The organism is Streptomyces griseorubiginosus (assembly GCF_036345115.1).
GTDB lineage: Bacteria > Actinomycetota > Actinomycetes > Streptomycetales > Streptomycetaceae > Streptomyces > Streptomyces griseorubiginosus_C.
The window spans coordinates 1-21,982 of sequence record NZ_CP107766.1 but is presented as its reverse complement, the minus strand read 5'-3'; the positions used below and the strand labels follow the sequence as shown (position 1 = coordinate 21,982).

17 protein-coding genes are annotated in these 21,982 nt (G+C 69.1%); 11 read left to right on the top strand and 6 right to left on the bottom strand.

Going from position 1 to position 21,982, the window contains the following annotated elements; genetic code table 11:
• Nucleotides 1-15: 15 nt before the first annotated feature.
• The 7 genes from OHN19_RS00095 to OHN19_RS00060 all read left to right on the top strand — a co-directional run bounded on the left by OHN19_RS00095 (nucleotide 16) and on the right by OHN19_RS00060 (nucleotide 12,021).
• Complete coding sequence (locus tag OHN19_RS00095; protein ID WP_330262065.1) at nucleotides 16-513, top strand: DUF2690 domain-containing protein; 498 nt, start codon at nucleotides 16-18, stop codon at nucleotides 511-513.
• Nucleotides 504-3,506, top strand: a complete 3,003-nt coding sequence (locus OHN19_RS00090) for a hypothetical protein (protein ID WP_330262064.1) — start codon at nucleotides 504-506, stop codon at nucleotides 3,504-3,506. The genes OHN19_RS00095 and OHN19_RS00090 overlap by 10 nt, the downstream gene beginning before the upstream one ends.
• Nucleotides 3,507-3,583: 77 nt before the next feature.
• Nucleotides 3,584-4,315, top strand: coding sequence for a hypothetical protein (locus tag OHN19_RS00085; protein ID WP_330262063.1), 732 nt, complete (start codon nucleotides 3,584-3,586; stop codon nucleotides 4,313-4,315).
• Nucleotides 4,316-5,139: 824 nt separating this feature from the next.
• Complete coding sequence (locus OHN19_RS00075; protein WP_391198872.1) at nucleotides 5,140-7,809, top strand: PQQ-dependent sugar dehydrogenase; 2,670 nt, start codon at nucleotides 5,140-5,142, stop codon at nucleotides 7,807-7,809.
• 17 nt (nucleotides 7,810-7,826) lie between these two features.
• Nucleotides 7,827-9,611: a ThuA domain-containing protein gene (locus OHN19_RS00070; RefSeq protein ID WP_330262061.1), complete on the top strand. Its 1,785-nt coding sequence runs from the start codon at nucleotides 7,827-7,829 to the stop codon at nucleotides 9,609-9,611.
• 322 nt (nucleotides 9,612-9,933) lie between these two features.
• Nucleotides 9,934-11,106, top strand: a complete 1,173-nt coding sequence (locus OHN19_RS00065; protein ID WP_330269494.1) for a glycoside hydrolase family 64 protein — start codon at nucleotides 9,934-9,936, stop codon at nucleotides 11,104-11,106.
• Nucleotides 11,107-11,313: 207 nt separating this feature from the next.
• Complete coding sequence (locus OHN19_RS00060) at nucleotides 11,314-12,021, top strand: DUF1963 domain-containing protein (protein WP_330262060.1); 708 nt, start codon at nucleotides 11,314-11,316, stop codon at nucleotides 12,019-12,021.
• 57 nt (nucleotides 12,022-12,078) lie between these two features.
• Here the strand turns inward: OHN19_RS00060 and OHN19_RS00055 are convergent, their stop codons facing one another.
• Nucleotides 12,079-12,498 carry a hypothetical protein gene (locus tag OHN19_RS00055; protein WP_330262059.1) on the bottom strand — a complete coding sequence of 140 codons (420 nt, stop codon included), beginning with the start codon at nucleotides 12,496-12,498 and terminating at the stop codon, nucleotides 12,079-12,081.
• On the opposite strand from OHN19_RS00055, the gene OHN19_RS00050 reads away from it, so the two are divergent.
• Nucleotides 12,497-12,643 (top strand): hypothetical protein, encoded by a 147-nt coding sequence (locus OHN19_RS00050; RefSeq protein WP_330262058.1) that lies wholly within the window; start codon nucleotides 12,497-12,499, stop codon nucleotides 12,641-12,643. The genes OHN19_RS00055 and OHN19_RS00050 overlap by 2 nt on opposite strands.
• 292 nt (nucleotides 12,644-12,935) lie before the next feature.
• Here the strand turns inward: OHN19_RS00050 and OHN19_RS00045 are convergent, their stop codons facing one another.
• Nucleotides 12,936-13,595: a response regulator transcription factor gene (locus OHN19_RS00045; RefSeq protein WP_330262057.1), complete on the bottom strand. Its 660-nt coding sequence runs from the start codon at nucleotides 13,593-13,595 to the stop codon at nucleotides 12,936-12,938.
• Nucleotides 13,592-14,776 carry a sensor histidine kinase gene (locus tag OHN19_RS00040; RefSeq protein WP_330262056.1) on the bottom strand — a complete coding sequence of 395 codons (1,185 nt, stop codon included), beginning with the start codon at nucleotides 14,774-14,776 and terminating at the stop codon, nucleotides 13,592-13,594. The genes OHN19_RS00045 and OHN19_RS00040 overlap by 4 nt, the downstream gene beginning before the upstream one ends.
• A gap of 210 nt (nucleotides 14,777-14,986) precedes the next feature.
• On the opposite strand from OHN19_RS00040, the gene OHN19_RS00035 reads away from it, so the two are divergent.
• Together OHN19_RS00035 and OHN19_RS00025 are read left to right on the top strand one after the other, a co-directional pair.
• Nucleotides 14,987-15,586: a DUF308 domain-containing protein gene (locus OHN19_RS00035; RefSeq protein WP_330262055.1), complete on the top strand. Its 600-nt coding sequence runs from the start codon at nucleotides 14,987-14,989 to the stop codon at nucleotides 15,584-15,586.
• Between the two features lie 688 nt (nucleotides 15,587-16,274).
• Nucleotides 16,275-16,604 (top strand): deoxyxylulose-5-phosphate synthase, encoded by a 330-nt coding sequence (locus OHN19_RS00025; RefSeq protein ID WP_330262054.1) that lies wholly within the window; start codon nucleotides 16,275-16,277, stop codon nucleotides 16,602-16,604.
• A gap of 105 nt (nucleotides 16,605-16,709) precedes the next feature.
• Here the strand turns inward: OHN19_RS00025 and tpg are convergent, their stop codons facing one another.
• Together tpg and tap are read right to left on the bottom strand one after the other, a co-directional pair.
• A complete protein-coding gene (gene tpg / locus OHN19_RS00020) occupies nucleotides 16,710-17,270 on the bottom strand; it encodes a telomere-protecting terminal protein Tpg (RefSeq protein ID WP_330262053.1) in 561 nt (186 codons plus the stop codon).
• Nucleotides 17,271-17,275: 5 nt separating this feature from the next.
• Entirely contained in the window at nucleotides 17,276-19,375 is a 2,100-nt protein-coding gene (gene tap, locus OHN19_RS00015; protein WP_330262052.1) for a telomere-associated protein Tap, read from the bottom strand.
• Nucleotides 19,376-19,544: 169 nt separating this feature from the next.
• On the opposite strand from tap, the gene OHN19_RS00010 reads away from it, so the two are divergent.
• Entirely contained in the window at nucleotides 19,545-19,730 is a 186-nt protein-coding gene (locus tag OHN19_RS00010; RefSeq protein WP_330269493.1) for a hypothetical protein, read from the top strand.
• Between the two features lie 89 nt (nucleotides 19,731-19,819).
• Here OHN19_RS00010 and OHN19_RS00005 read toward each other — a convergent pair.
• Nucleotides 19,820-21,982: DEAD/DEAH box helicase (locus tag OHN19_RS00005; RefSeq protein WP_330294106.1), on the bottom strand; the 2,163-nt coding region annotated here is incomplete at its 5' end.

The following is a 21,982-nucleotide window of genomic DNA, read 5'->3' as shown; positions in this document are numbered from 1 at the left end:
GCGCAAAGGGTGGCCGTGCTCAGATCCAGACTGTTCCTCAGATCCACGCTGCTCCTGTTCGCCCTGACGGGCACCTCTCTGTTCGCGCTCCCGCAGACCGCCTCGGCGGTCGGCTGCCAGGGGGGCGAATGCACGGGAAAGAACCCGGTCACCGAAGGGTGTGACACGGACGCGATGCTGGTCGAGGAGTACGACCAGGGAACCTCGCTCAGTCTCAAGTTCTTCCGCTCGCCGGCCTGCGACGCCTCGTGGGCCAAGGTGACCGTCGACTACACCGACACCGGTCTGTACAACCAGAACGTCAACATCTTCTACGTACCGCAGTTGGGCGGCAGCGAGAGCGTACTCAAAGGCGGCACAACCTCCACCGACAACTTCGCCGTGCCCACGCCGATGGTCGGCGGCGACGCCCTGGCGAAGGGCTGCTACAACGACGTCTCCCTGGACCTGGATCCGGCCCCGGAGACCTGGGCGCGGCAGGGAGCGACGGGAGGGTGCACCCAATGGCACTGACCCCCTTCGGCCGCGCCCGGCGTTCGTCGCGGCACCCGGCCCGTATCGCCCTGCTGACCAGCGCCGCCCTCGCCGCGTCCGTCCTCACGTCGACGGTTGCGGCGCAGACCGCCACGGCCGCCCCCCAGACCGAGTCCCACACCGGCGGACGTCTCTTCAGCACCCCCGACACCGCGCTGGGCCGGGGCTGGAAGTCCTCGCTTGACCGTGCGGTGACCGGCACCGGTGACTCGGCGGGCTTCCACATCCTGGTGGCCGACGAGTCGAAGTCGTTCACCTACCGGGAGGTCGCCGACCTCACCCAGGACGGCCTGGACGGCATCGGCCCCTGGACGGGATACGTGTGCCAGACCGGCTCCGGCCGGTACGCGGCCGCCGTCTACGCGCCCTCGACCGCCGTCAACACCCCCTCGCTGATGCAGCACGGCGGTTTCGCCGCGGTCGTCGACCTGGACACCGGGAAGGTGACCCAGGTCGCCTCCGGGATGCAGCTCGCCTACTTCTCGCCCGGTTGCGGCAGCGGTGACACCGTCACCTTCACCCGCACCACGGTGGGCGACTCGGCGAAGGGCACCACGACCCTCCTCGACATCGATGCCAGGACCGGGAAACCGGTCGGGAAGACCACCGTCGGCGGCCAGTTCACCAACCCGCTGCCGACGGCCCACGGCCACGTCGGGGTCCTCGGCGGACGGCTCGTGGAGGTGGCCGCGGACGGCACGACCAGCACGCTCACGAAGCTGCCGGGCCGCGCGTTCGCCCTCGCCCCGACCACCGACGGCGCCCTCGACGTGGCCGTGGTGGCGGGCGGCCGCGACGTGCTCCAACGCTGGACGGGCGAGAAGCTGACGAAACTGGGCACCGCCCCGCTCGGCAAGCTCGGTCTGTTCGCCCGGCAGGGCGGCGACCTGGTCGCGGGCGTCGTCTCCGGCGTCGGCAGCGCCCCGGGCCTGCTGAAGAAGAGCGCCCCGGACAAGCCGCTGTCCGCCTCCCGCGAGGGCCATCTGCTCACCGCCTCGGCGGTCTCCCGCGAGATGCGGGGCATGACCTCGAAGATCGGCTCCACGGGCGGCGAGGGGGCCGGGGTCATCGACATCTCGGCTCTGGCCACCGCCTCCGGCACGACGTCGGCCACCGAGGTCACCACGGCCGCGGCCGCGGCCGACACGGCGGACGACGTGGAACCCCTCAGCAGCGACGGTACGCAAGAGAAGAACGTGCTCGCCGCGCAGGGCGTCACCCCGACCGACCCCAACCCGCAGACCCACTACTCCAACTGTCTCGTCAAACGCGACGACGTCAACGCCCAGGCGCTCCAGCCGAGCACGAACATGGTCGAGTGGGCCGTCGACCAGGCCGTCCACGGGGACCTGAACATCACCCGGCCGGCGAACTACCTGGGCACCGAGAGCGAGGCGTACAACCCCGAGTCGCTGTTCCCGCGGGTGGCACTGACCGGCGGCGGCACGGTGCCCGCCCAGGTGATGCTCGGCATCCTCGCCCAGGAGTCCAACTTCAAGCAGGCCTCCTGGCACTCGGTCCCGGGCGACGGCGGCAACCCGCTGACCGGCGACTACTACGGCAACGCCGACAGCATCCACTACTACCCCAACAACGGGGCCGCCGACTGCGGTTACGGCATCGCCCAGGTCACCGCGGGCATGAACGAGGCCAAGCCGGACCCGTACGAGCCGACCCAGGCGTACGCCATCGCCACCGACTACGCGGCCAACATCACCGCCGGCCTGCAGATCCTGAGCAAGACATGGAACGAGCTCAAGGGCCTCGGCATGAACGTCAACACCGGCAACTCGGCGTATGTCGAGAACTGGTTCATGGCGCTGTGGGGCTACAACAGCGGTGTCTACAGCGACACGTCCGCCAACGGCGGCCAGGTCGGGCTCGGCTGGTTCAACAACCCGGCCAATCCCATCTACCGGGCCGACCGGCTGCCGTTCCTGCGCGCCTCCTACGACGACGCCTCGCATCCGGCGGACTGGCCGTACGAGGAAAAGGTCATGGGCTGGATCGAGACCCCGCAGATGACCTACAACGCGCAGGCCTCGTACACCCGGCCGCTGTTCCCGACCGGCGGCAGCCTTCCGGCCGGACAGCTCTACCTGAACACCGACTACCGCGCCTACTGCGGCAGTTCCAACAACTGCGACCCCAACGCGGCCTCCGGCACCGATCCGTGCCCGGCCGAGAACGAGACCTGCTGGTTCGACGGCTCGGTCGACTGGGGCGCCGGCGAGAACAGCGCCACGGGGTCCACGGAGAACCTCGCCTACTCCCTCGGCAGCGGGGAACCGGCCCTTGACCGGCAGTACGACGCGGGCCCCTGCGGAGGCGCCCCGTCCGGACTTCTGATCGACGACGTGCCCAAGCCGAACGACAACACACAGGGCTGTACGGACTCCACGAAGATCGACGGGAAGTTCAACCTCCAGCTCGGTGACAACTTCACCTACCAACGCAGCGACGGCAGTTGGCGGGCCACCGGGGACATTGCACCGATCGACCTGCACCAGCTGGGCGCCGGGTACGACGGCCATGTCTGGTTCACGCACACCTACGCCGGCGGCAACGGCAGCGCCGCGAGCGACGCCGACCTGTGGCACAAGGTGAGCGCGACCTGGACACCGTCCCCCGAGCTGATGGCGCAGCCCGGGACCACCGGTGTGCTCTACAACATCTACGTCCATCTGCCGAACCACGGGGCCCAGGGCAAGGTGGCGTACAACGTGCACGTCGGCAACAGCGGACAGGGCGTCACCGAGCTCCACTCGTGCCCGATCACCCAGCAGACGTGGAGCGGCGGCAACGACACCTGGCTCTCGCTGGGCACCCTCCGGCTCTGGGAGGGCGCCTACATGCAGGCGGACAACACGTCGTACGCGGGCGCGACCGGTGATCTGGACGTGGCCTACGACGCGGCGGTCTTCCAGCCGACCACGACCGCGGCCACCGGCCCCTGCTTCGACGGTTCCTGATCCCACCCGACGCCGCGTCCACGGCCCGGAACACACCGGGCCGTGGACGCCCCTCTCCCTTCCCGCGGAGTCCCACCATGCACCTCCCGACCCGCCGCCCCCGCAACGCCGCCGCCGTACTGGCCGTCGCCGCGCTGGCCCTGACCGGCTGCTCGGCCGGGCACGACACCGACGGCGCCGGTTCGTCGGCCTCCCCTGGCACGATCCCCTCGGCGAGCACCTCGCCGAGCGCCTCCGCCGGTAACCCGAGTCCGCGGGCCCGTCCCACGAGCCTCGACGACTGGCCGACGGCCCCGGCGTCCCCGCAGGACGTCCCCACCGGCACGAAGTCCGAGGTGATCTCGAAGGGGTACACCGGGCAGAGCTACCTCGAACGGCTCGCGGCCAACTGGCACCTCACGCTCGGCAAGCAGAAGAAGCTCACCTCCAGCGAGCCGGCGCTGTACGCGGGCGCCGAGGGGCACCCGAGCAAGGACAGCGAGCTGAGCGTGGGCGTGATCCGCGATCTCGCCGGCGACCTCAGGTCGTTCGAGTGCCAGGCGACCGCCGACGCACCCCGCTACGAGGCGTTTCTGCGGGCCTGCGTCGGCCTCGACTACCCGGGCTCCGACCCGAAGGCCGCGGCCGCCTGGCTGACCGGTGTGAAACCCAAGGTGGACACGGTGTTCACCGAGGAGAAGGTGAAGGCCCCCATCACGAGCCCCCTCCTGCGCACGGGCACCACGGCCATCTTTCTTTACAAGGGCAACTATTCGCCTTCGGGCACCTACGTCGTGCGCCTGGTCGGTGCCGCCGCCCCCGGGAAGTGACCGGCCGCTCTGAGCGCTGTGCGGGCCAGCCGGCCAATCGCGACGGCCACCTACACGCCCGCAACCAGGAAGGCGAAAACGAACCCAGGGGATGAAGGCCAGAACGCCGAGGACGAGTGCGGCCCACCTTCACCCTGTGGCTACTCCACCCCCGGCCGTTCAGCACCACCCGGAGCGGGACCGCCCGTACGCGTACGTCCGCGCGGGGGCCCTGTTCGCGCACCATCAGGTCGGCCGCCGCGCCCTCTCCAAGACTCGGCCGCCCCAGCAACTCCGCGGCGAGGAGCACCGAACACACCTACCGTGCACGGGAGATGGGCGGGAGCGGGGCCGGGGCAGTTCCTGAACAGGCCACGGTTCTCGCCGTATCCGCGCGTTGCGGCGAGCAGAGTGTGCCGCGTGCGCGATCGCGCACGTTGACCCCTTCGGCGCGTTCAGCCTTTGTCCTGATCATGGAAAAAGTAGAGCGATCTCACGCTAAAGGGGTTACGACCCGGAACGAAGGCCGCTAACTTCCTTGCACCGGACCGGTCATGTGCATGCAGATGTACAGGCCGGTTCGACGGCGCGACGGCGCGCGCCTGCACTCCCCGAACAGGGCCGATCAGGTCCTGCACATCCCCACACCTCGGGAGACGTTTGTGCGCAAGAAATTCGTCATACTCGCAAGACCCAGACCCCTCCGTGCGCTGGCGCTGGCGCTGGTGTGCGCCGTCGGCTGCCTCGTGCCGGGAACAGCGGCTGCCGCCGCGCCGGATTCGGCCCGCCCTGCTGCCGCCGCGGTGGAGTTCCAGCAGGTCACGCTGGCCAAGGGCGTGGCCGAGATGGGTGAGCCCATGACCCTCGCCGTGCTGCCGAACGGTTCGGTGCTGCACACCTCGCGCGACGGCACGCTGCGCGTCACCGACGGAGCCGGAAGCACGATGGTGGCGGGCAGGCTCGACGTGTACAGCCATGACGAGGAGGGCCTGCAAGGCATCGCCGTGGACCCGGCTTTCACCTCCAACCGCTTCATCTACCTGTACTACGCCCCGAAGTTGAGCACGCCGGGCGGCGACGCCCCTTCCGACGGGGCGGCCTCGGACTTCACCCCCTTCGACGGCGTCAACCGGCTCTCCCGGTTCGTTCTGAAGACCGACAACACCCTCGACCTGACCAGCGAGAAGAAGATCCTCGACGTGCCGGCCTCCCGCGGCATCTGCTGCCACGTCGGCGGCGACATCGACTTCGACGCGGCGGGCAACCTCTACCTGTCGACCGGCGACGACTCCAACCCGTTCGCCTCGGACGGTTTCACCCCGATCGACGAGCGCGCCACCCGCAACCCCGCCTACGACGCCCAGCGTTCGGCGGGCAACACCAACGACCTGCGCGGCAAGGTGCTGCGCATCAAGGTCAACGCGGACGGGACCTACTCCGTCCCGAGCGGTAACCTCTTCGCGCCCGGCACCGCCAGGACCCGCCCCGAGATCTACGCGATGGGCTTCCGCAATCCCTTCCGCATGAGCGTGGACAAGGCCACGGGCATCGTCTACCTCGGCGACTACGGCCCCGACTCCGGTACCGCGGCGCCCGGGCGAGGCCCCGAGGGACAGGTCGAGTTCAACCGCATCACCCAGGCCGGCAACTACGGCTGGCCGTACTGCACCGGCAACAACGACGCCTACACCGACTACGACTTCGCCACCAACACCTCGGGCGCCGCGTTCTCCTGCTCCGCGCCCAAGAACACCTCACCGCGCAACACCGGCCTGACGGACCTGCCCCCGGCGCGGCCGGCCTGGATCCCCTACAACGGCACGTCCGTGCCGGAGTTCGGCGGCGGCTCCGAGTCCCCGATGGGCGGTCCCGTCTACCGCTACGACGCCGCGTCCACCTCCGAGGTCAAGTTCCCCCAGGAGTACGACGGCGACTTCTTCGCGGGCGAGTTCGGCCGCCGCTGGATCAAGCGCATCGAGGCGGGCGGCGACGGCACCGTGCAGTCCATCAACGCCTTCCCCTGGAGCGGCACCCAGGTGATGGACATGGCCTTTGGCCCGGACGGTGCCCTGTACGTCCTCGACTACGGCACCGGCTATTTCAACGGCGACGAGAACTCCGCCCTGTACCGCATCGAACACGTCACCGACGGCCTCGCCCCGATCGCCCAGGCCAAGGCGGACATCACCTCCGGAAAGGCGCCGCTCGCGGTGTCCTTCTCCTCGGCCGGCAGCTCCGACCCGGACGGCGGCGCTCTCACCTACGCCTGGACCTTCGGCGACGGCGCGACCTCCACCGCGGCCGGCCCGTCGCACACTTACACGGCCAACGGCCAGTACACGGCGACGCTGAAGGTGACCGACCCCACCGGCAAGAGCGCGACGGCATCCGTACAGATCACCGTCGGCAACACCGCCCCCACCGTGAAGATCGACCTGCCCGCGGACGGCCGTATCCACGACTTCGGCGCCGCGATCCCCTTCAAGGTGACGGTGACCGACCCGGAGGACGGCACCATCGACTGCTCCCGGGTCAAGGTCTCCTTCATCGTCGGACACGACAGCCACGGCCACCCGCAGACCTCGGCGACCGGCTGCACGGGCACGCTGCAGACCCTGGCCGACGGCGAACACGACCCCAACGCCAACATCTTCGGTGTGCTCGACGCCGAGTACACCGACAAGGGCGGCAACGGCCAGCCCGCTCTGACCACCCACGACCAGCACATCGTCCAGCCCTCCCACCGGCAGGCCGAGCACTACGGCGGCTCGGCCGGAGTGGATGTCATCACGCACGGTCCGGCCCACGGCGGCAAGACCGTCGGGAACATCGACAACGGCGACTGGATCTCCTTCACCCCGTACGCCCTCGACAACGCCACCCAGTTCACCGCCCGGGTCTCCTCCGCGGGCGCCGGCGGCACGATCGAGGTACGCGCCGGATCCCCGACCGGCACCCTGCTCGGCACGGTGACCGTGCCGGTGACCGGAGACTGGGAGACCTTCCAGGACGTGACCACGAACCTGGCCAACCAGCCCGGCGGCACCACGCAGTTGTACCTCGTCTTCAAGGGCGGCGCCGGAGCGCTCTTCGACGTCGACGAGTTCTCCTTCACCACCTCCGACGGCGGCCCCCGCTCGGGTGCGGTCAAGGGTGTGAACGGCAAGTGCCTGGACGTCGATAGCGCCGGCACCGCTGATGGGACGAAGGTCCAGTTGTGGACCTGTAACAGTACGAGCGCGCAGGACTGGACCGTCGCTGCGGACGGCAGTGTTAGGGCGTTGGGCAAGTGTCTGGACGTCTCGGGCGGTGGCTCGGCCGACGGGACGAGGATCCAGTTGTGGACGTGCAACGGCAGCGGCGCGCAGAAGTGGGCCCCGCAGGGCGACGGCACTGTGCGCAACCCGCAGTCCGCCAAGTGCCTCGACGCGTCGGGCGGCACCTGGAACGACGGCACACCGGTCCACCTGTGGACCTGCCACACCGGCGCCAACCAGAAATGGACCCTTCCGTAGAAAGGAGGCGACTTCCCATGCGTAAGCAACTCACTGCGGTTCTCGGCCTGTTCACCGGCCTCGCGCTCTGTCTGGCCCCGCAGGCCACCGCCCTGCCCACCTCAGCCGATCAGCTTGCCGGCCCGGCCCGGCAGGCCGCACCTGCCGCTGCCCGCCCCGTGGCACAGGCGGCCGCCGACCCGGCGTACAAGATCCTGGTGTTCTCCCGGACCGCCGGATTCCGGCACTCCTCGATCGACGACGGCATCACGGCGCTGCAAACCCTCGACACCCAGAACAACTTCACCGTGGACGCGTCCGAGGACCCCCAGGTCTTCACCACCGGCAACCTCGGCCAGTACAAGGCGGTCGTCTTCCTCTCCACCACCGGTGACGTGCTCGGTGACGCCCAACAGACCGCCTTCGAGCAGTACATCAAGGGCGGCGGGGGCTACGTCGGCATCCACGCGGCCGCCGACACCGAATACGACTGGCCCTTCTACGCGGGCCTGGCCGGCGCCCTGTTCCACTCCCACCCGGCGATCCAACCCGCCACCGTGAAGGTGGAGGACCGGGCCCACGACGCCACCGCCCACCTCGGCGCCACCTGGCAGCGCACCGACGAGTGGTACAACTACCGCACCAACCCCCGCACCACCGCGCATGTGCTGGCCTCCCTGGACGAGTCCAGCTACACGGGCGGGAACATGTCCGGTGACCACCCCATCGCCTGGTGCAAGGACTACCAGGGCGGCCGGGCGTTCTACACCGGCGGCGGCCACACCGACGAGTCGTTCAGCGATGCCGCCTTCCGCCGTCACCTCCTCGGCGGCGTCCGCTGGGCCGCCGGCATGACCGACGCGGACTGCCGTCCCGAGACCGGCTACACCTCCCTGTTCGACGGCTCCTCCACCTCTGGTTGGAGGCAGGCGGGGCCGGGTGGTTTCACTTTCGCTGACGGCGGTCTTTCCTCGTATGGCGGTCTGGGTATGTTCTGGTACGCCGTGAAGGAGTTCACCGGGGTCTACTCCCTGAAGCTGGACTGGAGGATGGCCGGCGACGACAACTCTGGTGTCTTTCTCGGCTTTCCTGCTTCCGAGGACCCGTGGTCGGCTGTGGACAGCGGTTACGAGATCCAGATCGATGCCACTGACGCGGCGGACCGCACCACGGGTGCTGTGTACGGCTTCAGGTCCGCCGATCTTGCGGCACGGGACGCCGCGCTGAACCCGCCGGGGGAGTGGAACACGTTCGAACTCAAGGTCACCGGTGAACGGTTGGAGATCTTCCTCAACGGCGTCAAGGTCAACGACTTCACCAGCACCGACCCGGTCCGCAGTCTCCAGCAGGGCTACATCGGCATCCAGAACCACGGCGACGGCGACGACGTCACGTTCCGCAACATCCGGATCAAGCCGTCGGGCGACACGCCGCCCGGCCCCCGCTCGGGTGCGGTCAAGGGTGTGAACGGCAAGTGCCTGGACGTCGACAGCGCCGGCACCGCTGATGGGACGAAGGTCCAGTTGTGGACCTGTAACAGTACGAGCGCGCAGGACTGGACCGTCGCTGCGGACGGCAGTGTTAGGGCGTTGGGCAAGTGTCTGGACGTCTCGGGCGGTGGCTCGGCCGACGGGACGAAGATCCAGTTGTGGACGTGCAACGGCAGCGGCGCGCAGAAGTGGGCCCCGCAGGGCGACGGCACTGTGCGCAACCCGCAGTCCGCCAAGTGCCTCGACGCGTCCGGCAGCACCTGGAACGACGGCACACCGGTCCACCTGTGGAGCTGCCACACCGGCCCCAACCAGAAATGGACCCTTCCCTGACTCTGGCAGCCGTCACCTACGGGTGAGATGAGCGTGGGGGCGCGGCGCATGCTCCGCGACCCCCACCCTCGGTCGACGGCCCGGCGAGAAGCGAGGCCGTCGAGGCCGTCGCGCGCACGGCCCCGGTCAATACGCGGCAGCCGCACCGGCGCCCGCACAACGTGATCCGCCGGCACCGGGGCGTGTTCGGAATGCTCCGCCCGTTGACATGTACGCAATCTCGATGTCACGTTGAGAGCGCTCTCAATTCAGGTACGGACCAGTCTCCCCAGTGCCCCCCACACGGAGGTGGAGCGTGCTCAGGAAGCCAACTCGCCGGATCATGGCGCCCATGGTGGCGGCCGCGCTGCTCGGCGCCGTCCTCACGGTCCTCACACCGACTTCCGCCACCGCGGCGGTGCCCGCGACGATCCCCCTGAAGCTCACCAACAACTCCGGCCGCGGCGACGCGGTCTACGTCTACACCTTGGGCACTTTGCTGAGTACGGGGCAGCAGGGCTGGGCGGACGCGAGCGGCACGTTCCACGCCTGGCCGGCCGGCGGCAATCCGCCGGCGCCGGCGCCCGACGCGTCCATCGCGGGGCCGGCGAGCGGCCAGACCAAGACCATCCGGATACCGAAGTTCTCCGGCCGGATCTACTTCTCCTACGGCCACAAGCTCGTCTTCAAGCTGACCACGGGCGGCCTGGTGCAGCCCGCGGTCCAGAACCCGTCCGACCCGAACCGCAACATCTTCTTCAACTGGTCCGAGTACACCCTCAACGACTCCGGCCTGTGGATCAACAGCACCCAGGTGGACATGTTCTCCGCGCCCTACGCGGTCGGCGTGCAGCGCGCGGACGGGAGCACGCTCTCCACCGGCCACCTCAAGCCGGGCGGCTACAACGGGTTCTACAACTCGCTGCGCAGCCAGGCGGGTGGCTGGGCGAACCTGATCCAGACCCGCTCCGACGGCACCGTCCTGCGTGCGCTCTCGCCCACCTACGGGCTGGAGACGGGAGCGCTGCCCGCGTCCGTGATGGACGACTACATCAACCGCGTATGGCAGAAGTACACGACGACCAACCTGACGGTCACCCCCTTCACCGACCAGCCGAACACCAAGTACTTCGGCCGGGTGTCGGGCAACGTCATGAACTTCACGAACAGTTCAGGGGCCGTCGTGACCAGCTTCCACAAGCCGGACGCGGCCAGCGTCTTCGGCTGCTACCGAAACCTCGACGCGCCCAACGACCAGGTGCGCGGCCCCATTTCACGCACTCTGTGCGCGGGCTTCAACCGCTCCACCCTCCTGGTCAACCCCAACCAGCCGGACACCGCAACCGCGAACTTCTATCTTGACTCGGTGACCAACCAGTATGCGAAGAAGATCCATGCGCAGATGGCGGACGGCAAGGCCTACGCCTTCGCCTTCGACGACGTCGGCAATCAGGAGTCCCTCGTCCACGACGGCAACCCGCAACAGGCTTACCTGACACTGGACCCCCTCAACTGACGGATCCGGTCGACGACGTGGTGTCTTGCCTCGCACTGCGGGGTGAGGCACCGTGGCGTTTGCCGCAACTAAGCACAGCGGAGCGGGGATCGGCTTTTGGTGTCAGTGGGTCCTGGCACGATCGCGGTCATGAATTTTTCGCTTCAGCAGGAGCTCGTTCTTCGAACGGCTCAAAGGCATGGCGTCCCAGGGCCGGTAGCCCTGGAGATGCTCCGCGGTTCTCGGCCGTGTCTGCACCTGGTCTCCTTCCGGAGTCTGACGCCTGCCCAGCAGGAAGGGGCCCGTCCGGCCGCGCGCACAGGAGGTCTTCCCGCCCTGCCTCACGGCGTGGACTGGCCCGACGGACGCGAACCGCTGGTCCTGACTGTCGACTGCGCGGCTCTTTCTCGTGAGGCCCTGGACATCGAACTGCCGCGCGGGGGAAGCCTGCTGTTCTTCACCGAGATCGAGTACGCGCCGCAGTCACCGGTGGTGCTCCACATTCCCACCGGTGCGCGGACCACGGAACGCTCGGCGGCGTATGAACTCGAGGGCGAGCCGGTACAGGCCAGGGTCTATCAGCCGGACGTCCTGTACCCGGTGCCGGGACTGACGCCGGCGCCCGATTGGCGCGACGCCCCCGCGGCCGGCGCGTTCCTGGACGGCGGCGCGGACCGGGATGACATCCTGGACGCTTTCGAGGACGCCGCGCGGACAGCGGCAGCGGGCGGCGCCTCGCACGGAGTCGCCGTCCAGCTGGGCGGTTTCTCCAGCCCTTGGCAGTCGGCGCCGGACGAGGGCGATCTGGTTCTCCTGGCACAGATACACGGTCAGTCGATCGACCTCGACGTCTACACCCAGACACTGATCGTCGGCTCCCGGGAGGACATCGCCAAGTGCCGGTACGAAGCCCTGGAGTTCGAGCAACAGGTCTGAGCAGCCACCAGCCTGCCGCCGCGCGCCGAGGGCGCCATGGCCTGCCTGATGCCTGCACTACCGCACCCGCACCCGCACCGAGCACGCACGCAACCCTGCCTGAGCCGCCGGCTGGGTGTGCAGTGGGACGGTGGTGGAGTCGATGAGGCGGGTGCGGGCGGGCCGGCTGAGAGTCATGAGGAGCTGGTGGACCCGTAGGTCGCCGGTGGGGTGGACGAGCGGGCCGTCGGGGCGGCGTGCGCCGAGGCGGAGGGCCTCGCAGGCGTCCTGGCAGGAGTGGTGGTGCAGGGCGCCGATGGTGGTGGGCGGCTCGCCGGTGCCGGCGCGGGCGGCGAGCCCGTCCCGGGGCGGCGATCGCGTCGATGACCTCGGCAGCACCCCGGGCCGGCTGAGGAAGAGCGCCCCGGACAGCGGCTGTCCGCCTCCCGCGAGGGCCGTCTGCTCACCGCCTTGGCGGTCCCGTGAGATGCGGGGCATGACCTCGAAGATCGGCTCCACGGGCGGCGAGGGGGCCGGGGTCATCGACATCTCGGCTCTCGCCACCGCCACCGCCACCGCCACCGCCACCGCCTCCGACACGACGTCGGCAGCCGGCCCGGGAAGGTCCGCTACGCCGATCTGACCTGGGCGCTGAGGCTTCGTGAGCATTCTCAGAGACGGCGCTCCAGAGCGTGTTGTGACGCAAGCCCCTGACCGCCCTCTTGGCCGTGTGAAGATCGACGACGGGATCGGAGGGTACCTGGTGGATGGGACGGCCGCCGCTGCTGAGCGACTTTGAGCTCGTGGGCCCTGCCGTGGCGCAAGCCCCCCTGCTCCGCGGGTACAGGTCCGTGTACGCGTCTACGCCCTCCCGCCCGCCGGGCTGCTCGGATCGCCGCGGCGGCCACCCTGGCTGGGGGTTCTGTCCGGCAGGCTCAGGGGTAGAGGCCGGCCCGGAAGGTGTACGAGACGAGTTGTGCTCGATCACGTGCGCCGACCTTTGTCATGGCCCGCACCGCATGCGTCTTCACGGTGAACGGCGACACGGACATCAGGGCGGCGATCTCGTCGTTGCCGAGTCCGCTTGCCACGAGAACGACCACATCCCGCTCCCTGGGGGTCAGGGCGTCGAAGCGTCGCAGCAGTTCCCGGTCGATCACCGGGGGCGGACTGTCGCTCATGTGACCGATGAGTGCGGCCGTCGCGGCGGCGGACAGCGCACCGCCACCACCGACGACCTCGGTGATTCCGGCGACGAGTTCAGCGGGGCTCACGGTCTTGCTCAGGAATCCGTTGGCGCCCGCGCGCAGGGCGGCGAGAACGATGTCGTCCTGGTCGAATGTGGTCAGCACGATCACTCGGGTCTTCTCGGGCGGGTGCTCCTCGCGGATCCGGCGGGTGGCTTCGACGCCGTCGATGCCGGGCATCCGGATGTCCATCAGGACCAGGTCGACGGGGTGGTCCCGGAGGAAGGGGACGACCTGAAGCCCGTCGGAGAGATCACCCGCGACAACGAGACCCGGGTCGAGCCGAAGCATCGCCCGGATCCCGGCCCTGATGTCGTCCTGGTCGTCGACGATCAGAATCCGCGTCATCGGACGACGGCTCCCAGGGGGCTGAACTGCGCATGGACCCGGAATCGCCCGTCGTGACTGTCGATCATCAGCCGCCCGCTGGAGGACTCGACGCGTTCGCGCATCCCCACGAGTCCGAGTCCGCTGCCCGAGTCGGAGCCGCGGGGTGAATGACCGACGCGGTTCTCCACGGTGACGCAGATCCTGCCGTCGCGCTCGCGCACCTCCACCGTTGCCGTCCCCTCTCCGTGCCGGTAGGCATTCGTGAGTGCTTCCTGCACGACCCGGTAGACCGTCACACCGACGCTGGGCTCGACGAAACCGGCGGGGAGATCGATGGAGGCCCGGATGTCCAGGCCGACGCTTTCGAAGGAGGCGACAAGTCCTTCCAGACCGCTGAGCGCCGGGGTCGGCCGGAGCGCCTCGTCGCCACCGGCGTCGTCCCCGAGGCGGAGGAGCGCGAGGATGCGTTGCGTCTCGACGACGACGGTGCGGGCGCTGGACCGGGCCGATACGAGGGCCTGCCGGCAGGACTCGGCGTCGTCGGGCAGTCCGATTTCCGCGGCACCGAGATGCAGGCTCAGCATCGCGACCTGGTGGCCGATGACGTCGTGGAGGTCCCGGGCGATGCGCAGCCGTTCTTCGGTCACTCGTCGGGTGGCTTCCATCTCGCGGGTGGCGATGGCGCTTTCGGCCCGTTCCTCCAGAGTCCACCAGTGGTCTCGGTGGATGCGGAGCGCGGCCCCTGTCGCCCCTCCAGCCATGGCTGAGAAGAGGGCGGCGGCTCCCACGACCGCGCCGCCACGGAAACCGCCCACCGTCATGAACGCTCCCAGGAAGAACGCCGCCACGATGCCGGTCGCGGCCAGCGGCTGCTTCCCCCTGAGGGTGGCCGAGAACAGGACGAGCACCGCCATCATCCACACCGACAGGGGGTCGTGGCCCACCGCTGTGACGGCGAAGGACGCCGCGCTCGTCACGACCAGTCCTGCCCACGGCTTCCACCATGAGAGGGCGACACCGCTGCCGGCGAGGAGCACGGAGAGGGCTGTCGGCCAGTCCGAGCCTCTCAGTATCACGGCCACGATCTGACCGGTGAACACCAGCGCGGCCACTGAATAGGCGACTCGGTGCAGCACCTCGGGACGGCGGACCCACAGCGGTGCCGCGGGCCCGTCCTGACTGTTGTGAGCCTTGGCCATGAGCTGATTCTCGTTCACGTGTGCCGCGGCCGTGTACTTCGAACGATGTAGACGGCGAGGCTGCTTCGGTCGATGAAGACGGCAGAACTCAGTCCATCGAAGTGGATGGCAGAACTACTTCGTTCGAAGTACACGGCCCCTGCCGAGGCCGCTGAGACTCCTCCTCGAGGCGACCGTCTCACACCGTTCACGATCACAACGGGACACCCTATGACCCAGACCACCGTCACTTCGGCAGCTTCGACGACGGCCGCGACGACGCCCTCCGGGCTCCGATCGCTCCACCTGATCCGAGTCGTCTTCTCCCTGATCTGGGTGGCACTGGTCTTCACGACCTCCGCCTCGCTCGTCTCGACGGACAGGCCCACAGTGATCGCGGCCGTGCTGCTCATCGTCTACCCCCTGTGGGACGCCATCGCCACGCTCATCGAGCGTCGCCTGGCCGGCACCGGCTCCACGAACCGCGTCAGCACCATCAACATGGCTCTCGGTCTCGCCACCACCCTCGCAATGATCATCGCTGTCTTCTCCACCATCGGTACGGCCCTTCTCGTGTTCGGCGTCTGGGCCCTGTTTGCTGGAGCGATCCAGCTTGTCGTAGCGATCCGACGCCGGCGCACCGTCGGCGCCCAGTGGCCCATGGTCATCAGCGGCGGACAGTCCGTCCTCGCCGGTGCCACCGTCGCTGCCATGTCCGCCTCGGCGACGAGCAGCCTGTCCACCCTCGCCGGATACTCGGCCTTCGGTGCCTTCTGGTTCCTTGTCTCTGTCATCGCCCTGAGCATGCGCAGCCGACGCGAAAAGCGTTGACCACCGCCACGTCGCAGCCACCGCCTGTCCCGCAGGCGCGGCGCCTTCAACAGAAGTACGACCTCCTGGGGAGAGACATGACCATCGACCTTCAGCTGAATAACGGAAGCACGAGACCCAGAGCCCACCCGACAAAACCACCGCCGCAGTCGCGACCGCGCTCTCAGAGGGTGTCTCGCCGTCAGCGGGTCGGTCGGGATGTGGCGGGAGCACAAACTCAACAGGGACCAGGAGAAGCCGTAAAGACCGTTGCCTGAACCACACGACAAGGCAGAGGGCCTTCACCGTCCCGCGTGAGGGCCTTGTCTCCGGTGAACTCCCGCACCTCGCTGCCGCGGTACGGCGTGCCCTGCCGGCTTCTTTTTCTGTCCCGGAGCGCAGCAGGCGGTCGCCGCCCGGTGTCCGCTCCGCAGCCCGTGCTTCACCCCACGTCCCGCCGGATGGGCGCGTGCGTGACCGGTTCGCCGCTGCGTTGCGCGAAATCATCCCGTTCGCGTACCTCACGCAGAGTCCGGGGGCGGTATCCAGGCCCGCCGCAGCAGCTCTTGTGAAACCCCACGCCGGCGCCCCGCACTCGACGCATCGGGAACTTGCGTGGGCGAGGTCGTGTGCGTGGCGGTGGCTCCGGGGCGGCGCGCAGGCATGAATCGGTTGGCTGGCTTCCAGTGGCCGTCTCTGGGCTGACCTCATGGCCCATGCGAAGACCTCGTACGTCTGCCTGTCCTGCCGGGTCTCCTGCAAGCAGCCGTACGACAGAACGAGGCAGCGCCTCTGCCCGCGCTGCGCGGAGCCGATGATCCATGCCGGTTCGGCGTTCGCCGCGCCCCGGCAGCGAGACGTCGCCGCGTGGCGAGCCCTCACGGTCCTGTTCAACGCAGGTGTGGGCTTCCACAAGAGTTGCTGCGGTGGACCCGGGTACCGCCCTCGAACCCTGCGCGAGGTGCGTGAACGGTTGACGCATGCACGGCGTAGTGGCGAGCCGGTTGCGAAGGCACTCACTCGACGGGATGTTCCCTGACAGCGCGCTGACCGTGAAAACCCCAGCCGGTCAACTCGGCTGCTCACTGGTCAACTGAAGGCGCTCAGCGACCTGCCGGTGCTGTGCACCCGTCCGGCGTGAAGTTCAGTAGTCGAGGTCGAGGTAGTCGATGTCGTTGAGGGTGACGTCGGAGAGGCCTTGGGCGCGGCTGCCGCTGTCCTGGAAGTAGATCTCTTTGAGTCCTTCGGCGATGATCTGGCGCATCTGCTGGTCGCCGGCCCCGGTGTGGCGGGCGTCGAACAGGCGCTGCGCGTACGCCGGGGGGAGGTGGACGGTCAGGCGGCGGAAGCGTCCGTCGTCGGTGGTCCCGACGGGTGCGGTGTACCCGAAGCGGGCCCGTGTCTCGACGGTGATCCCGGTCGTGGTGGCGGCCTGTTTCTGCCGGCGTCTGCGGACCTGGGGCTGCCACCGCTTGCGTACGGCGTCCTCGATCCTGGCGGCGATGTCGGGGCGGGCGTGTTTGCGGGCGCCGCGCCGGTAGCGGTTGACGGAGTCGGCGGTGACGCCGATCTCGCGGGCGACGGCCTTGGCGCTGCCCAGCTGCCGGATCAGGTAGCCGATCTGCCCTTTGAGGGTTTTCGGCGGCTGGCGGGTGAACGCTTCCCGGTCGGCGCGTTCGATGGCGTCGTCGATCTCTCCGGCCACAGCGCCTACTCTCCTTCGTCCAGGACGGCGTCGCCGCCCTTGATGTGGCGGGCGGGGTTGTAGCCCTGCTCCATGAGGTCGACCGCCCACAGCATCGACTGCACGCCCTCCAGCTTCGCCAGGCCCGGGGTGGGCCCGAGGCGGAAGCCGCCGGGCTGGGGCTTGCCGGAGGCGGCATACGGCAGGAAGGCGAGCGGGCTGTCGCCGGGGGAGGGGTAGACGACGCAGTCGGAGAGTACGGCCAGCGGATACAGGCCGGTCATGGTGGCCATGTTGCGCAGTTTGCGGTGCATGTTGATGCGGGCCTTGGAGATGACGGCGGCGCGGATGTCGGGTCGCCAGGTCGGCCGCTCAAGGGCCGGCCACCGTTCGCCCTCCTTGTACTTCCTGCCCTGGGGGCGTTCGCGGAGCTTGCCGATGCCGCCCTTCACTGTGGCCTTGATCGCAGCCAGGACGGCCGCCATGGCCGGGTCGGCGTCCTTGTGCCGCTCCATCGCCGCCAGAAACTCCACGTCCGTGAGCTCCTTGGTGACGCCGAGGTCGGCGAGGGTGTCGACGTAGGCGGCCTTGAGGCGGTCGTGCCAGGGGTCCAGGTAGGCGCCGGTCTCGCGCCGCAGGTACCCCTCCAACGGGGTGACGTTGTAGCCGAGTTCCTGGGCGTAGGCGACGGTGTGGGTCTGGTACCAGGCAGGCCCGGTCGGCCGGGTGCCGTCCGGGGTGAACGGGGAGGGCAGCCGCGGGTCGACCTCGACGTGGGACAGGTCGACCAGCCAGGAGCCGGGGATCTTCGGGTTGAACACCGGGCCAACGAAGTGGTCGGGCGCGGACAGGCCGACCACCAGACGGGCCGCGGCGGCGAGGAACGCGGTATTCAGGTCCAGGCCCACCGCGTACGGCAAAGTGCACTCCTCATCGCTCAGCAGGCTGACGTCGCGCACCCACTGATACGCCTCCTCGTTCAGGAACCCGCCGCTCCAGCCGCTGTCGACGACCACGGGGTGCTCGGGGGTGGCCTCCGGCGGCGCCGGATCCAGCGGCTCCGTGCCCAGCGAGCCGGGGTTGTGGCCGGGCACCCAGTTCCCCGTCTGCGGGTCCTGCACCGCCCGGGTGGGCGGGCGCAGCGCGGTCATCAGCTCCAGCCCGGACACGGCCGTCGAGCCGCGCGGGGTGATGACCCGCTGCGCGTACACACCCAGGACGCGCGCGACGTCGGCCGGCTCCATCTCCGCCACCCCGGGCCAGGACCGCTCATCGAGGGCGCCCCACGACAGGACCGCGAGCTGCACACACTGCCGCTCACGCCCCTGAATTTTGCGGTAGATCCTTGCCCACGGGCCGAACCCGCGCTGGGTGAGCCGCCACTTCGCCTTCACCACCTGCTGGACCACCGGATGATCCTCCGGCAGCCGAAGGGAGCGCCGCTGCTCATGCCCCTCCAGACGCTCCGGAAGCCCGAGCTTCACGGCAGCCGCCGCGGTGAGCACGATCAGCGGGTCGCTGTCCTTGCCGTTGCGGTGCAGACGCGGCGCACCGAGCCCGGAGGCGCGCAGCGTCCACTCCACCAGCTCCACCACGCTTGCCGCGGGGCAGTCGAGCACGATGCCGTCCAGGCCGTACGCGCAGCCGTCACCGTCCAGTACGGCGAGCGGCCCGTGCGGGAACCGCGGATCGGCTGCAGGCCTCGCAGAGGCCGGGCGCCGCGACGTCGCGGCGGACCGGGTGGCGGGACGCGCCGGCCCCGCACCTGAAACGTCGACAGGCTGCGGGGCGTCTGCCCTCGCCGCCTCGGACGCGGCCGGTTCAGCAGACGCCGCCGGTGCTGTCGCGACAGCCGAGACCGCCGGGGCTGCACCGGGGGCGGGGTACTTCGCCGCCCACCCGTTCAGCAGCCGCTGGTAGGCGTCCAGGCGCGGTGACTTCGGCTCGCTGCGGCCGTTCTCCCAGTTCTTCACCGACTGGGTCGTGGTCTTCAGCGCGGTGGCGAGACGGGCCTGGGTGATTCCGGCGGCCTCCCGCAGCCGGGCACGCTCCGCCGGTGGCGGCAGGTGCGGCTCCTCGTTCAGCAGAGCGTCGACGGACGCGAACAGCTCTTCCTCAGATGCCATGCCCTGCCACCTTCACCTCAGGACCGGTATTGCTTAACCACAAACTTATCCCATTCCTTATCCCCAAGGGCCCATTTCAGCCCCAGCGCGTCCAGTGCGGTCGAGTGGGTCCACGGTGCGCTTCGCGCGGTGTGCTTACGGTCGTCGGGGGAGGGGAAGCGTGATCTCCATGACGAGCGTGATGCAGCACTACGGCCTGCTGTGGACCGACCCGGACGGCGCCCCGCAGGCGTCGGCCGGCGGGTACGACAAACGCTCCGCGAAGCGTCGCCGTACCGAACTCAAGGCCGTGGGCTGTACCCGTGTCGAGATCGTGCCGGTCAGGCCGGGTGAGGTTCCCGAGCCGGTTTCCTGAGCAAAGCGGGACGAGGTGCACCAGCCGTATCCCGTTCAGCAGCGCCTGAAGGCCCGTGCAGCGCGTCGACCGGCCACTGACCCGACCCTTCAGTCGAACAGGCCGAGGTCCGTGAGCAGCTGGCGGCGTGTATCGGGCAGCGAGTCTCGCCTGCTGCGCATGTTGCTGCGCCATACCCCGAGTCGGACTGCGGTGCCGTCCTCGAGCCGCTCTACGTGCCCCCGTGGGACGGTCACGGAGCCCGTGCGGGTCTTGTACTGCGTAAGGGCCGCAACGCCGCGCTCGAAGGCGCTCAGAGGCGCCGTGGACGGTTTCGCGGGCGCTTCCGGCTCGGGGGCGATTGGCGTGATGCCGAGCCGCTGCAAGCGTTCGCGCTGCCCGTCGTGAAGGGCCTGCCAGACCTGGGGCTTGCGCTGCTTGGCCAGCCATTTCCCGATGTCCATGCCGTGGACCGTGAACCCGGGCAGCACCTCGGTCTCACCAGCCTGTCCGTCTTCGTCGGCCACGAGCTCGCGCAGGGCGGCGTAGTGGCGTTGCCAGTCCGCCGGCCATTGCGGGTTCCAGTCGGGGTCGATCTCCTTGAGCGCGGTCTCCCACTCTGGGTGCCCGTCCAGCGCGCCCGCGCGGCGCAGGTTGCTCAGCCACTGCCCTACCGGCCGGTCCAGCATCCCTGCGGACCTGGGAGCGCAGAGGGTCCAGTGGTCTTCGTAGTACGCCTTTGCAGCCTCCAGATTCTCCTGGAAGCGCTCGTCAGCAACGCTCCAGACCATGCCGAGCTGCTCGAGCCGGCGGGCACGCAGCCCGCTCATCTCCCCAGCCGAGAAGGCCCGCCGCTGCTCTGCCACCCATTGCCCAAGCGGTGTCGCGCCTTCGCGGTGTCCGTAAGGCACGCGGGCGTTCCCGACCCGCTCGACGTATGTCTTCAGTTTTGCCCATCCGCGGGCCCAGTCCTGGCGCTCGGTGTCGATGACGTTGAAGGAGACCCAGTCCGCGACCATCACTGGATCGCGTGGGGCGGCAAAACGGAGCAGGAGACGGGATTCGGCTTCGCCTTCCTCAGGCGCGACACCGATGTTCACGGATGGTTGGGCGACGTCCTTCTGAGGCTCCTGGGGAATGGCGAGCAACTCGACGGCTTCTTCATCGTGAGCCCGCAGTCCTTCCAGGACTTTCACCAGGGGCCGGTAGGAGCCGGAGGTGAACATGTCCTCAGGCTGCTCTCCCGGCTGGAGGAAGACCGGCACGATCAGGGAGGCGAGCTTGCCTTCCCCGGGCTTCTGTCGGAGTGCCCGGCCGATGGCTTGAACGATGTCGTGCGGCGCTCCCTTGGGGTCCAGGAGGGCCACTGAATCCACCACGCGGATGTCGACACCCTCGCCCAGGACCCGGCAGTTCGAGAGCACAGCCCGCTGCGCCGTCGACCCGAACGAGCCGAGGACCTCCCGCCGGTACTCGGGGACGTGCTCGCCGCACAGCCAGTCGGCCCAGATCCGCTTCGGGTAGGTCTCGGGCTGATCCGCGTGCAGCTTCGCAGCCACCCGATCCAGGCCCTCCGCGTACGCCTGCGCCTCGATGGTCCGATGGTGGAAGGTGATGCATGTCGACAAACCGTGCTCAGCCATCGTGTGCAGCAAAGCGGCCTGGAGCGCCCCAAGGCGCTGCCCGCGCACCTCTTCCGTGTGCCGCTCCTCGCCCATCAGCCGCTCGGGCGTGACGACCGGGTCCTTCAGCTCCAGGACAATGATCTGGTACCGCGCCAACAGGCCCCGGGAGACGGCCGACGCCAAGCTGAGCTTGTACAAGACGGGCCCGAAGACCTTCTCGTCGTCCATGGATGCCGCCATCTCCCGCGGCAGCGGATCCCGCACCCCCTCAGCAACCTCCCGGCTGAGCCGCTCCTCCCAGATCCGCGGCGTCGCCGTCAGATACAGCCGCCGACAGGCCGGGATGACACTCTGGTCGTGGATGCCCGCCCACGCCTTACCCATCGAGCCACTTGTCCGGTGCGCCTCATCAACCACCGCCAGGTCTAGCGGATCAAGCTTCTGCCCGTAGACACCCTCGAACGCCTCCGCCAGAACACCCAAGCTGGCGTACGTCGCATAGATGGTCACCGGCCCGGAGCCGTGCCACAGCGCCAACTGGACCGGATTCGTCGTAGAGCGCACCCTCAACGACCACAGCTCCGGATCGTCCTGGAGCGAACACACCGCCACCGCCGGCCCCTTGTGCCCGACCTCATGCCACGCCCG